10 protein-coding genes and 4 pseudogenes are annotated in these 12,579 nt (G+C 70.8%); 6 read left to right on the top strand and 8 right to left on the bottom strand.

The window, feature by feature from the left end; translation table 11 throughout:
• Positions 1 to 963: pseudogene (locus tag IH00_RS38065) on the top strand (IS701 family transposase); the annotation flags it as partial.
• 541 nt (positions 964 to 1,504) lie between these two features.
• Positions 1,505 to 1,925 (top strand): annotated as a pseudogene (locus IH00_RS38060) (IS5 family transposase); the annotation flags it as partial.
• On the opposite strand, the pseudogene IH00_RS44520 reads toward IH00_RS38060, so the two are convergent.
• Positions 1,858 to 1,995: pseudogene (locus IH00_RS44520) on the bottom strand (IS5/IS1182 family transposase); the annotation flags it as partial. The pseudogenes IH00_RS38060 and IH00_RS44520 sit on opposite strands and share 68 nt — an antisense overlap.
• A gap of 834 nt (positions 1,996 to 2,829) precedes the next feature.
• Between IH00_RS44520 and IH00_RS44515 the strand changes: the two are divergent.
• Positions 2,830 to 3,255 carry a helix-turn-helix domain-containing protein gene (locus IH00_RS44515; RefSeq protein ID WP_234335046.1) on the top strand — a complete coding sequence of 142 codons (426 nt, stop codon included), beginning with the start codon at positions 2,830 to 2,832 and terminating at the stop codon, positions 3,253 to 3,255.
• 22 nt (positions 3,256 to 3,277) lie between these two features.
• Here IH00_RS44515 and IH00_RS40955 read toward each other — a convergent pair.
• Both IH00_RS40955 and IH00_RS40950 read right to left on the bottom strand, forming a co-directional pair.
• A pseudogene (locus IH00_RS40955) lies at positions 3,278 to 3,430 on the bottom strand (IS5/IS1182 family transposase); the annotation flags it as partial.
• A gap of 118 nt (positions 3,431 to 3,548) precedes the next feature.
• Positions 3,549 to 3,758 carry a hypothetical protein gene (locus IH00_RS40950; RefSeq protein ID WP_078888085.1) on the bottom strand — a complete coding sequence of 70 codons (210 nt, stop codon included), beginning with the start codon at positions 3,756 to 3,758 and terminating at the stop codon, positions 3,549 to 3,551.
• A gap of 302 nt (positions 3,759 to 4,060) precedes the next feature.
• On the opposite strand from IH00_RS40950, the gene IH00_RS0132750 reads away from it, so the two are divergent.
• The 3 genes from IH00_RS0132750 (at position 4,061) to IH00_RS0132730 (ending at position 6,331) form a co-directional block, all read left to right on the top strand.
• Complete coding sequence (locus IH00_RS0132750) at positions 4,061 to 4,600, top strand: hypothetical protein (RefSeq protein ID WP_031079709.1); 540 nt, start codon at positions 4,061 to 4,063, stop codon at positions 4,598 to 4,600.
• 675 nt (positions 4,601 to 5,275) lie between these two features.
• Entirely contained in the window at positions 5,276 to 5,479 is a 204-nt protein-coding gene (locus IH00_RS0132740) for a cold-shock protein (protein WP_031079707.1), read from the top strand.
• A 321-nt stretch (positions 5,480 to 5,800) separates the two neighbouring features.
• Positions 5,801 to 6,331, top strand: a complete 531-nt coding sequence (locus tag IH00_RS0132730; RefSeq protein ID WP_031079706.1) for a hypothetical protein — start codon at positions 5,801 to 5,803, stop codon at positions 6,329 to 6,331.
• Between the two features lie 925 nt (positions 6,332 to 7,256).
• Here IH00_RS0132730 and IH00_RS0132725 read toward each other — a convergent pair.
• The 5 genes from IH00_RS0132725 to IH00_RS42245 all read right to left on the bottom strand — a co-directional run bounded on the left by IH00_RS0132725 (position 7,257) and on the right by IH00_RS42245 (position 12,120).
• A complete protein-coding gene (locus IH00_RS0132725; protein ID WP_234335045.1) occupies positions 7,257 to 9,170 on the bottom strand; it encodes an ABC transporter ATP-binding protein in 1,914 nt (637 codons plus the stop codon).
• A gap of 6 nt (positions 9,171 to 9,176) precedes the next feature.
• Positions 9,177 to 9,593: a lasso peptide biosynthesis B2 protein gene (locus IH00_RS0132720; RefSeq protein ID WP_031079704.1), complete on the bottom strand. Its 417-nt coding sequence runs from the start codon at positions 9,591 to 9,593 to the stop codon at positions 9,177 to 9,179.
• A 139-nt stretch (positions 9,594 to 9,732) separates the two neighbouring features.
• Positions 9,733 to 9,990, bottom strand: a complete 258-nt coding sequence (locus IH00_RS0132715; protein ID WP_031079703.1) for a lasso peptide biosynthesis PqqD family chaperone — start codon at positions 9,988 to 9,990, stop codon at positions 9,733 to 9,735.
• Entirely contained in the window at positions 9,987 to 11,657 is a 1,671-nt protein-coding gene (locus IH00_RS0132710; RefSeq protein WP_234335044.1) for an asparagine synthase-related protein, read from the bottom strand. Before IH00_RS0132710 ends, IH00_RS0132715 begins: the two co-directional genes overlap by 4 nt.
• 349 nt (positions 11,658 to 12,006) lie before the next feature.
• Entirely contained in the window at positions 12,007 to 12,120 is a 114-nt protein-coding gene (locus tag IH00_RS42245) for a keywimysin-related RiPP (protein ID WP_107064568.1), read from the bottom strand.
• Positions 12,121 to 12,579: the final 459 nt, after the last annotated feature.

The following is a 12,579-nucleotide window of genomic DNA, read 5'->3' as shown; positions in this document are numbered from 1 at the left end:
ACTGGGACGCCGACGAGGTCCTGTACGACGTGCGGGAGTACGTCGTGGAGCATCTCGGCGACCCAGATGCGGTGCTGATCGTGGACGACACCGGTTTCCTGAAGAAGGGCGACCGCTCGGCAGGTGTCCAGCGGCAGTACTCCGGCACGGCGGGGCGGACGGAGAACTGCCAGGTCGGGGTCTTCCTCGCCTATGCCGCCGACCGCGGCCGCACCTTGATCGACCGGCGTCTCTACCTGCCCGCTTCCTGGACGGACGACCGGGAACGGTGCCGACAGGCTGGCATCGGCGACGCGGTCGTCTTCGAGACGAAGGTCGCGATGGCCCGGGCGATGGTTCGCCGGGTGATCGAGGAGGAGATCCCGTTCCGGTGGGTCACTGCCGATGCCGGATACGGCTACTCGAAAAGCTGGCGGACCGAGCTGGAGCGCGCGGATGTCTTCCATGTCATGGCCACCACCCGGCACGACACCGTCGTCACGCGCTGGGCCATGGACCATCCTGTTCACGACCTGTTCCACGGGCTGCCCAGGCAGAAGTGGAAGCGCCGGTCCTGCGGAAACGGCTCGCACGGGCCCCGCGTCTTCGACTGGGCGAGGGTGGAGGTCAGGCCCTGGCACCGGGACGACCGGCGGCACTGGGTGATCGCCCGCCGCAGCGTCCGCCGGCCCGAGGAGATCTCCTACTACATCGCCTACTGCCCTGCCGACACCACACTTGACCAGCTCATTCATGTTGCCGGCAGTCGGTGGCGGTCGAGGAGTGCTTCCAGAGTGCGAAGCAGGAATGCGGTCTGGACGACTACCAGGTCCGCCGCGTCCCGGCTGGCACCGCCACATCACCCTGGCCATGGCCGCCCACGCCTGCCTGACCGTCCTGCGGGCCCGCGAGCTCGACACCCAGAAAGCAGAAACGGATCCTTTGGCCTCGTCCCTCTCAGCCTTCCCGAACTCAGACGGCTGATCCACCGCCTCACCCACCGGCGACCAGCCTCGCTCGACCACATCCTGCACTGGTCCCACTGGCGTCGCCGACGGCAGCACCAAGCACGCACCAGCCACTACAAACGACGCGGTCACACACCACCCGAACCTGCCCAACCATCAGGACAAAGACCGTTGCAGTACTAGGCCGCGTCTGAAAATGATCACCGAACGGAGACGTGGTGCTCGGCGCAATCTTCTTGCTGTGCTGACGTCGGCCGGCGATTCTGGGTCGATGCCAGGACAGGGGAGGAGGAAGAGGCGGCAAGAGGCAGGGAGGCAGCAGCTGGCTGCTCGCACTGCGCCGGACGCCGGACAGTGGGAAGTAGTCCTTGAGACGAAGGACCAGGCAGAGTTGCGTGCGCGCTTGCGGCGTCTTCGGGAGGAGGGGATCGACGAATCGCTCATCCGGATTGACACGCTGTGCCGACGTCCAGTGGAGCAGAGCGCCTATCGGCTAAGCCGGTTCGTGGAAAACACCGCTCGCAGGTCGGATCACGAGGTCTCTGATTATTGATCCCGTGGCGGGTCGAGGTGAGTTGACGGACGCGGCGTGGGAACGGATAGAGCCCTTGCTGCCGCAGGTGGACGGGCGTGGTCGTCGGTGGCGTGACCATCGCCAGGTATCAACGGTGTGCTGTGGCGGCTGCGGACCGGGGCGCCGTGGCGTGATCTGCCGGAGCAATATGGGCCGTGGCAGACGGTCCACGAGCGGTTCGCCCGCTGGGAAGCGGACAGAACCTGGGCGACGCTGCTGGAGCACGTGCAGGTCCGTGACGATGCGGTGGGTCGGATCGCATGGACCGTCGCCGTCGATTCCACGGTCAACCAGGCCCACCAGATGCGGCCGGCGCCCACAAAGGGGGGCGGCGGCGACCGCGGCGCCCTCCACGTCCAGCAGTCCGGCTCTGCGGAGTTCCGCGAGGAGCATCTCGTGCAGGCGGGGCCATACGCCGGCCTCGGTCCAGTCCCGCAGGCGCCGCCAGCTGCCTTCCTGTAGCTTGCCGCCCAGCGCGTTGTTCGCCCACCAGAAACACTGGTCGGTGGGATAGGAGTTGCTCGACCACCAGTCGTAGCACCAGGCCCCGGCCTCCGGGGTGGCGCCGCTGGGGTCGTCCGTGCCTTTCTTGATCTCCTGCTGGACTGCCGGGTTGCCAGCCTCGTCCATGACGTACAGCCACATCCCGCTGCACGTCGATCCCCGCAGCGGCAGCTTCACCTGCCCGCCGATCGACAGAAGTCCCGGGTACGCGGTCGCCCAGGCCGACACCGACACCGGGTTTGCTGGAGCCGCAGCGAAGCTCTGCGCGCCCGCGCCCGACCCGGCGGCGGGACCGCGCTTGATGCGCTTCGCGTCCGGCCGGCTGTGGGGCGTGCCCTTGGCCTTCCGCTCCGGCGCGCCCATGTAGGCGCGCATAGGCGACAGTTCGTGCCGCTCCTTCGCAACCTGCCTACGACGCTCGGCCAGGGTCATGGCCTTGGGCGGCTTAGAACTCGCGCAGAAGGCTCGATGGCACCTCGGAGTACTGCTCACCGCACGGGGCGTGCCGTCACGCCACGTGATAGGAAGTTTCGGCACTATCGTGAGCTGCGTGAGCTCTCTCGTCGTGTCGCCTGCCCTTCTGCGTTGGGTGTCCGGGATCGATGTCGCTACGGCGGGCGCTTCGGCGGCGGTCGATGTGCCCCGATCACGCCACCACACTTCTCCTGCGCATCGACAAGCGTGAGCTGATCCCCCTGGGTCCCCGCACCCGGGCCGCCTATCACGTCGGCGCGCCCGGGCATTCGCGCGTGCGGGTTCGCATGCGGCCGGGGCGTGCCCAAGCCCTGCTCGGCCGTCCGCTGCGTGATCTCGCCGACCGGGCCCTGCCGCTCCGCGAACTACCTGGCCTGGACGTCGACCAGCTCGCCGCCGACCCGATCGCCGCTCTCGAAGAAGCAATGGCCGGTCGGCCGGAGCGGCTCGGAGAGGCGGCACACCTTCTGGTCGGTGGCACTGTTGCCACGACCGCAGCACGGTTGCACATCAGTGAGCGCCGCCCTGCACACCTTGTTCACCGCCGGCACCGGCTTGTCCCCCAAGCACTTCGCACGCATCGACCGCGTTCGCACCGTGCTCGCGGCCGATGCCGGCTGGTGGTCGGACATCGCCGCGACGGCGGGTTACTACGACCAGTCCCACATGACGGCCGAGTTCCGCCACTTCATGGGTGTCCCGCCCGCCGCGTTCACCGCAGGGCGGCGCCCCGCAGCGATCCCGTGCACTGCCTGAGTTTCCAGGACTGGCAAAGGCGGAGTTGCAGCAGCTTGTCGAAGATGGTCCGGTCGCTGATCCGCGTGCGGTGGCAGCCCAGCGGGTGAGTCGGATCGTAGGCGGGCCGCTGCGGCAGCAGCGCCGCGAATTGGTCCCACAGGGGTTCGGTCAGCCATGATGGCAAGGCAGGCACAGGTCTCCCGGTGATCACAGATCGCAACTCCATGGTCGCCAGGGCCTGTTCCTCTTTTTCTTACGAGGTGCCATCGAGCCTGTCTGCGCGAGTTCTGGAGGGCGGGGGCCGCGCCGTCTCATACGTGCGGGTTCGGCGGCCCGCCCTGCGTCTGCTGGTAGTGCAGCAGCCGTACCGCGGCGGCGGGGACGACTTCCTCGGTGGCGACGTTGGGGCGTCCGCCGACCCTGCCGCGGGCGCGGGCGGCGGCCAGGCCCGCGTTGGTGCCGATGAATCCGTGCCAAGCCTGTAGACGCTGTTGCTGCTGCTCTTGGACCCGAGCGGCCAACCCGGGGGTCCACTTCAACGCCCCGGCCGGCTGACCCGTACGGCCCCAGGGGGCGGACCCCGCCGTTCCACCCGTACCGAACGCCCTGGCAGGGCGGTGCGCCCCGGTCAGCCCGCAGGTCGGGCGGGGTGCCGGTGGCGGCCGGAAGACAGCGGACCGCGCGGCACCGGCCTTGCCGGGGGCCCGTGCCCCTGACAGTCTTCCGGCGCGCGCCCTGCGGTGGCCGGGGCACGGGCCAGACCCCCGGCCGGCCCCCACCCGTTGACTCTGCCCGATCGACGAACCGACCAGGAGTGCCCGCCATGCCGCGTACGACCTTCCGTGTGCCCCGCACACTGCTCGCCGCCACGGCGACGGCCGCCCTCGCCCTCGCCACGGCCCTCACCACGGCGACCGCCCCGGCCGTCGCCGCCACGGCCGCCGAAGCTGGGACCTTCGCCCAAGCTCCCAAAGCCGGGTCCACAGGGGCCGCCGGGGCCACCTCAGGCTTCTGGGCCTGCTCCGTCCCGTCCGGCTACACGTACACCTCGTCCCGCAGCTCCTACACCTGTTCGGGAGGCAGCAGCTACCCGACCACCGAGTTCTACGTCCAGCCGCCCGCCGACGGCCTCTGGGCCTGCACCACCATGCCCGGCTACACCCACACCGGGGTCAGGAGCAGCCAGACGTGCTCCGGCGGCGGAAGCTACACGACCAGCCAGTACCTGCTCTACAAGCCCGTGACCGGCATGTGGGCCTGCTCCGTGCCGTCCGGCTTCACGTACACGGCCACCCAGCAGAGCTACACCTGCTCCGGCGGCGCCAGCTACACCACCACCCAGTTCCTGCTGCGCGCCCTGTAGACCCCGAGGGCCCCGGGCCCGGACGCGCGCTGGCTCACGAGCCCGGTCTCCAGCCGGAGGACCACGTTGTGCTGATCCGGCTGCTGCTGCGGGATCCGGGGCTGCCCTCGGGGATCTTGCCGCTGTGGGCGCCGCCCGGCCGAGGCCGCCATCAAGGCCGCGGCCGTCGAGGACCAGGAGGCGGCCGAGCTCGTCGAGGCCGCCGTCGGCGGGCCCGCTGCTGCGCGTGCGGCCGAGTCGCTCGTTGGAGTCTTCTCGTGAGCACGGGTGTACATCGGTACAGCTGTTATCGGTGGGATTGATCATGGTCCCGAGCTGAGGGTCCCCAGCCCGGCACTTGTCCTCGGCCCTCGCGGTGAAGCGGCGGGCGGCGAAGCAGCAGGCCGAGCAGGAGAAGCGGGGCGGTGAGCTGTCGCCGAAAGAGGAGCACCGGCGATTTGCTCGCTGCGCAGGATCGCATCCGTGAGCAGCGGCGTGCCCGCAGTCAGCCGAAAGGCGAGCGCGGCGGAATCTGACGCGCGGCCACGTCAGCGGTTGGCCCCGCGGCGGCGCCTGTGTGGCCGGCTTCCGCACAGCGCCGCGTTTCTCCCTCTCCCCCGCCCGGGCGGCCCGCGATAATCGAAGCTGCGGCCGTGCGGCACGGTGCTGCGCCGCCCATGGATGAGGAGATTCGATATGGCCACCGGCACGGTGAAGTGGTTCAACGCAGAGAAGGGCTTCGGCTTCATCGAGCAGGACGGCGGCGGGCCCGACGTGTTCGTCCACTACTCCGCCATCGCCGCCACCGGGTACCGCGAGCTCAGCGAGGGGCAGAAGGTCCGCTTCGACGTCACGCAGGGACAGAAGGGGCCGCAGGCCGAGAACGTCACACCGGCCTGATGTGGACCAGCAGGCTCTCGGGCTGACGTCGTGTGACGTCGCCCGCAGGTCCCCCGGGGCAAGGGCCTCCTCCCGCCGGACGACGCTGCATGGTCACCCGCCGCCCGCCGGACTTCGACGGCCGGGGCACGACGATCGGCACACTGCACACGTTCCCAGGCTCCCCCGCGCCGAGGCCGCCCGGCCAGCCGACCGCGTAGACCTCTTCCCCTCGGTCTATCGCGTGGAGAAGACACCTCATCAAGTTAAGCCGTCAAGCGGAGACCGATCCTCGGCGGACATCAGGTACTCACCGCGGATACAGCCTGCGAGGCTGTGGGGGTGACTGAGACGACCCCGTATGACGCCGACCGTGCCCGATTCACCCGCCAGGCGCTGGCCCGCCTCGTTCTGTGCGCTCAGGCAGCGGACGTTGCGGATGGCGCCGCCGGTCTGGTCGCCACCGAGAACGACCCCGACACCGGTCACGGAGGCCGGGTAAGCCAGGCATTCCAGCTCATCGAACTCGCGGAGCGCGCTCTGGCCTCGGCCGTGATCTACGAACGCGAGCGAGGCAGCTCCTGGGCAGAGATCGCCCAGTACCTGGGCATCAGTCCAGCAGAAGTGGAAGAGCGGTTTGCCGCGAACCTGGACGGCTGGAACACGGCCTTCGACATCCCCTATCGGCTCGACGACACCGGCCGAAAGCGCATACCGCAGCTGCCCACGGCAGCGTACGACCCGGCCTGGGCATGCGACCGGCTCGATACCTGGGCCAGGAACCGGCTCATTCTTGTCAACGACGAGCGCCCCGTCAGCTCGGGTCTCGTCATGGCTATGCCGGAGAAGGAAGTCCCGTCAGTGACCCCGTAGCGGCGTCTGCTGGAAAGGCGATCGCTTCGTCGAACAGACTGCGCGCGTGAAGGCAGTGGTGAAGCTGGCCGAGCATCCGATTGAACAGATGCCGCAGAGCCTGTCCAATGCTGTTCTCGAAGGCGAGCACGCGGGGCCGCACGGCGCACTAATTCCATGGCTCCAAGGCCCGCCACCTCATCAGCCGTGCGCGGCGCCGCCGGACCGCACGGACGCACGCCGTGTCTAGAGCTCGGAGCTCGTGAGAAGAAACGCGTCACCGTGCGGCAGCTCATCCATCGAGGATCCCGAACCAGACGGGCCTGCGGGGGCACAACGTGCGAGGACCGGCCGGCGCCCAGCGCCACCAGTCTTTTCTTTACAAAGACCTCGCACGGTCGGAGGTGTCGTAGGGGTCACCACGGCACCGACCGGACCACACACGTCCTACCCTGGGCTGGACAACGCCGCCCCGGGCCCCTCAGAGATCCAGAACCTCTCATTGCTAACGAATCAGAGGTGTCGGTGTGCGTGACCGGCTTGCCCGCGGGGGACTCGCGGAAACGAGTGGTGTCCGATTCGCCCGGCTGCCACCTCCGGTCACACCTTCGGTCCCCGACCGGCCGCAACCGTCCAGTCAACGGTTCAGCCGTCTTCGGTGCAACCCTCAGCTGGCCGGGAGGGGGCTCTGCGCAGGCGTGGCGTGGGCCGGGCCGGGTACGCCGAGCGCCTGGTCGCCCTCCGCTCCGCGTGCGCGAACAGCCCGGAACGTTCGGTGGGCATCGCGAGGACCTCGTCGCGGGCGGCGTCCACGGCCTGGTGCTCGGTGCCGGACGTGGATCGGGGCGGTGACGCCGGGACCGACGACGTTGTCCGAACGGCACTGTTCGAGCCGTCGTCTCCCCCGCGGCCCGCCCGCCGGATGCGGACCTGCCGCACCGCACCATCACGCGAGGTGTTGCGCGGCTGCCAGGCGACGGTAGAAGGCGTCGGCCGCGAGCAACTGCGCGTGGGTGCCGGCGGCCCGTACCCGCCCGGATTCCAGCAGCAGGATCTGGTCGGCCGTGGTCACCGTCGACAGTCGGTGGGCGATCACCAGAATCGTGGTGGTGCGGCTGATGTCCGCAAGGGTCTCGTGCAGCGCGGCTTCGTTGGCGGCGTCGAGCTGGGAGGTGGCCTCGTCCAGCAGCAGAAGTCCCGGGCGGCGCAGGAGGGCACGGGCGATGGCCACCCTCTGCCGTTCGCCACCGGACAGTGTGCTGCCGCGGTGGCCGATGGGTGTGTCGAGTCCGTCGGGCAGGCGCGCCACGAGGCAGTCCAGGCGGGTGCGGCGCAGGACGTCGCGTACCTGCGCCGCATCGGCATCGGGAGCGCTGAGGAGGAGGTTGTCCCGCAGGGTGCCGGACAGGATCGGGGAGTCCTGCTCGACGTATCCGATCAGGGCGCGCAGCCGGGACAGCGGGAGACGCGCGATGTCCTCGCCGTCGAGGAGGATGCGGCCACGGTCCGGTTGGTAGAAGCGTTCGAGCAGGGAAAAGACGGTGGTCTTGCCCGCTCCGGACGGGCCGACCAGGGCCGTGGTGGTCTTCGGTGGCACGGTGAACGTCACGTCCTCGTGCACGGGCGGGGCCTCGGGGCCGTAGGAGAAGCGCACACCCTGGAAGACGACCCCGACCGGCCGGCGGGGCTCCGGCGTGGTGGCCGGGGCCTGATGCGGACCGACCGGCTCGGTGTCCATGGAGTGGACCTCGCCGATACGCGCGGAGGCGGCCGCTCCCGCCTGCAACAGACCGACCGCCTCGACCAGTTGCCCCACGCGGGGGGCGAGGGCGAAGACGTAGAGGAGGAAGGCGACGAGGGTCGACACGGTGATGGCCCCGGTCGCCACGCGCGCTCCGCCCACGCCCAGTACGACGAGGAAGGACAGTTGCACGGCGACGGTGGAGGTGGTGGCCGACAGAGCCTGCCACCGGGCGGCCCGGGTGCCGGCCCGACGGGCGTCCTCGGCCGCTTGGTGCAGACCGGCCGTCTCCCGGCCCTCGGCACCGGACGCCTTGATGGTGCGCACGGCGCCCAGGGTGCGTTCGAGCAGGGAGCCCATGCGGCCGACCGCCTCCTGGGCCTGGCGGGCGGCCCGGGCGATGTGGGGAACGGCCGCGGCGACGGTCGCGCCGATCAGCGCGATGGTGACCAGCGTGATGCTCAGGAGCACCGGATCCAGCAGCGCCATGAGGGCCAGCGTCGCCACCACGACCAGCAGGCCGCTGCCCGCTGAGGCGATCGAGCGGGTGGCGACCTGGCGCAGCACCGTGGTGTCGGACGTCACCCGGGAGATCAGCTCGCCCGGCTCGGTGCGGTTGAGCACGGGCAGACGCAGACGCAGGAGGCGCTCCGACAGGCGCCGGCGCGCTGTGCAGGCGACCGACTCGGCGGTGCGCTCCAGCACGTACTGGCCCAGTGCGGCGGTCGCGGCGCCGGCGACGACCAGGGCACTGAGCAGGACCAGTGCGCCGGCCGCGGGGCGCCCGCGGTCCAGGGCGTCCACCATCTGCTTGGCCACCAGCGGCTGGGCGAGCGCCAGCAGGCTGCCCGCCAGGGACAGCGCGCTGCCCAGGAGGATGCCGGGGCGGTGCGGCCGCAGGTGGGTGAGGACGTGCCAGGGTCGTGTCCGCTCGTCGCGTACGCCTGTCCCGGGACGTGCGCCGCCTGCCGCTGGGGAGCCGCTCGGCCCGTGCCTCGGCGGTACGGAAGACTCCTCCCCGGCCAGCACCGACTGTGCGCGGCGGTCCGCCGGCCCGGGCGCGGGCGGTCGCAGGGGAGGCTTCGCGAAATACGGGGAGGGGGACGGGGAGGGGGTCACCTGTGTTCAGTCCACCGTGAAGAACCGCTGGAAGTAGTCGGCCGGGGCTCCTTCGCCGACGAGGACGCCCTCGGCCTCCACCCAGGCGTGCGCGGCGAACGGCGGCTGGGTGCGCACGCCGACGCACCAGGTCGGCCACTGACCGCGCAGGCGGCACAGCAGCACGGTGGCCAGCGACCGGGCAAGGCAGCCCTGTTGCCCTCCGGCGGCCAGGCTTACGGCGAGGACCGTCTCGCGGGCACGGGCGGCCTCGGCGAGCGTCGCCGGCCGGGCGCCCTTGCGCAGCCACCGCAGTACGTCGCGGATACCGGCCGGGGACCGGCGTGCGAGGACATGGGCGCAGACGACGACCAGCCGGGTAACCAGCCGCCGGCCGAGCGGAACCGACCGGGGGTCGTGCGGGACGACTTGCGAGGTGGACACTGCTCTACCCTTCGGAGACGACGACGAATGCGGGCCGCGGACGATGACGGACACGGGCGGAAGCCGGGCCGGGCAGCTCTCGCGAGAACGCCGGGCGGTGCCTGACGGCGACGAGGCGCGTGCCGGGACGAGCCAGGACTCACCCCGTCAGCAGCCGGGCGTCGCGCAGCTCCTGCAGAATGCGGGCGATGTCCTCCTCGACCTGCTCGGCGCTCACGTCGTACTGGTCGGTGAGCGCGGTCACCGCCTGGTCGGTGGTGGTGCCGTCGAGCAGGGCACGCACGATGACGGCGGCAGTGGGGTTCAGGGTGTAGTACTCGCCGCTGCTCTGGTCGAGCAGGGCCATCCCGTACTCCGTGTCGGCCGTCACCACGCCGGGGCGCAGGGTCATCGTCATGCGGGGATGCCTCCTGTGTCGGTTCGGGGCCGGCCCCTTCGGCCGGCGGAATTCTCCCGGGAACGCAGCCAGACCTCGCAGCCGACGGTGGCGTGCAGCAGCGCGCTCTCCAGGTCTGCGGCGAGTGGCCGACGGCACCACGCACGGACGGCCTCCACATCGATGAGTCCCAGGCCGTGCAGATGGGCGTCGTTCCACAGGGCGAGCAATGAGGAGCGGTGCCTGCGCAGCCCGGTTTCCTCTTCGAAGGCCGCGTGGGCCTTGGTGGTCCGCCGGCGGCTGGCGTCGGGTACGACGCCCCGCATGGCCTCCTCGATCAGCGGCTTGTACCGCCAGGGGGTCACACGTTCCTGGGGGCGGACCGCGAGCGCCGCCTCGATGAGGAGGTCGTCGTAGTAGGGGGAGGCGAAGGTGATGCCCAGGGGCTCGGACATCTGCTGTACGTGCCGGGCGAAGCGGGCGAGGGTGCGCATCGTGGCCAGCTCGCGGTGCACACCGTGTCCGCTGCCGAGCGGCTCCGCCTGCGGGGCCTGCGTACGGATGAGGTCCCGCACGGCCTCGACGGCCCGGCCGGTGGCCCAGGGGGGCAGCCGTGGCGGGGTGCCCCACTCGAAGAGGGGTACCGACATGGGCGGTTGGGGCAGCGTGAGGTCGCGGGCCACCTGGTCCAGCCAGGCCCCGTAGGAGCGGCCGTCGAGCAATTGCCGCAATGCCGTCCGGCGCGACCACCGGTGCCTCGTGACGAAGCCGCGGGTGTGCCGCCAGCCCGTACGAGGATGCCGGCGCAGCAAGCCGTGAACATGGGCGCTGGCGCCGCTGAACAGTTCGTCCCCGCCCATCCCGCTCAGGTGCAGCGAGGAGCCACGCTCCGCGGCCCGCTCGATGATGTACATGCGCCGGTGGCGGTTGACGGAGTACAGCGACGGGGTGTCGAGCGCGTCGTCGAGTTCGTGCACGCCGTCGAAGGTCAGGGGTACGGCGGTCGCGGGCACCACGTGGTGTTCCAGCGAGTCGAGCGCCTCCGCCGTGCGCTGCGCGTAGGTGACGTCGTCGCCGAGGACATCGTGGACGGCGGCCGTGTAGGCGACCATCTTCGCTCCTTGGCGGGCCGCGGTGCAGACCACCGCGGTGGAGTCGACCCCGCCCAGGTCGGCGGTGACCGGTCCGCCGCCCGCGACGCGTACGGCGACCGCGTCGGCCAGCCTGTCGCGGACCAGCCGTGCGCCCTCGGCCAGCGACAGCTCGGCCGGCGGCGGCGCCCAGTGCCGACTCGTACGGGCGTGTCCGTCGCGGTCGAGCGTCAGGCGGTGGTCGCCGGGCACCACATCGACGCCGCGCCACACCGTCTGTGCCGTCAGGGGGTGCAGGATTCCGGGGCTGAGCAGGTGGACGGCCAGCCGGCCCTCGTCCAGCTCCGCGTCGACCAGGCCGGCCAGGACGTCGGCGCGGTCGGCCGCGACGCACGCACCGCCCGCGCCACGGGCCGACGCCACGAAGAGGCTGCGTACGCCGGTGACGGTGCCGAGAGCCAGGATTTCGCCGTCGAAGCTGGCGAGCAGATGGTGACTGCCGGGCCAGGTACGGGCGAGCCGCTCGGCCGCTCCCGGGGATCCGGCGCCAGCCGCACGCGCCGCCTCCCGCTCGGTCACCGCGTGCTGTCCCAGCACGCACAACCGGGTCCGTCCGCAGACCGCTGTCGTCACACTGTCCTCCGGCCAGCACCCCAGCAGCCAAGGCCGGCCCGAGGCATGCCTGATCTCCCGTACCGCACGCGAGCGAACCGGTGCGGCCAGGGCCGCGACGGCGTCGGTGTCCGGAAGGACCAGGAACCAACTCGCCCCCGGGGGCAGTGACGTACCGGTCGCCATGCACAGGCCTCTCTTGGTCGATGCGGTTCCAGCAGCGGTACGGGGGACGAGCGTGGGCGGCGCGGTACGCCGCCCACGCTACGGACCCGACGTGCCCCGGGACGTACCGTCGGTGTTCGGATCGCCCGGGGCCGATGGGCGGGCCGGATCAGAGCAGGCTGTGGCCGCCCAGAAGGTCGGGGCTGCCCTGGCCGGCCAGTCCGGTGACCTTCTGGAAGTCGCCGACCTTGGTGAGAGTGGGGCGTTCGTAGGCCATCGTCATGCCCTTTCGTTGTGGGATGAACTGGACTGGTGCTGTTTCCGTACGCGAGTCGGCGCCCCCGGCAGGATCGAGCGGGGCTCGCCGACGCAGTGCACAAAGCTAGGTGCGCGCATTACCTGCGGCAACGGCGCACACAAGCCATTCAGCAAGGCGCTTCCGCAGTATTCCGTGCGTGCTTCACCTGCGGATTTGCATAAATGGCACGAGCGGTCGGTCATGATCCTGCGCAGTCGGGGTATCAGCGATGCCGCTTTCTGCGGGCGCGCGCGTTTCGAGACACGTACGGCGGGCCCCGACAGCACGATTTACGGCTGTCTCCCCGGCCTGACCTGCGGCGACGGACCGTGAGGCCGTGCCGGAGCGAAGTCGATCCGGCCACCCCCTCCCCCGCCGTCCTGGAATGCGCACTTGCGTGTGTCCGGCTCACAGAAAACACGACGTACCCCTCGCCGGCCGCAG

This window comes from Streptomyces sp. NRRL S-118 (assembly GCF_000716335.1).
Taxonomy (GTDB): domain Bacteria; phylum Actinomycetota; class Actinomycetes; order Streptomycetales; family Streptomycetaceae; genus Streptomyces.
The sequence above is the reverse complement of the archived record's forward strand: the minus strand, read 5'-3'. Positions and strand labels throughout refer to the sequence as shown.

Excerpts from the sequence above, each read along its gene's own strand:
- IH00_RS0132750 (WP_031079709.1), top strand. The coding sequence starts at position 4,061 with ATGCCGCGTACGACCTTCCGTGTGCCCCGCACACTGCTCGCCGCCACG.
- IH00_RS0132740 (WP_031079707.1), top strand. The coding sequence starts at position 5,276 with ATGGCCACCGGCACGGTGAAGTGGTTCAACGCAGAGAAGGGCTTCGGC.
- IH00_RS0132715 (WP_031079703.1), bottom strand. The coding sequence starts at position 9,990 with ATGACGATGACCCTGCGCCCCGGCGTGGTGACGGCCGACACGGAGTAC.
- IH00_RS42245 (WP_107064568.1), bottom strand. The coding sequence starts at position 12,120 with ATGACGATGGCCTACGAACGCCCCACTCTCACCAAGGTCGGCGACTTC.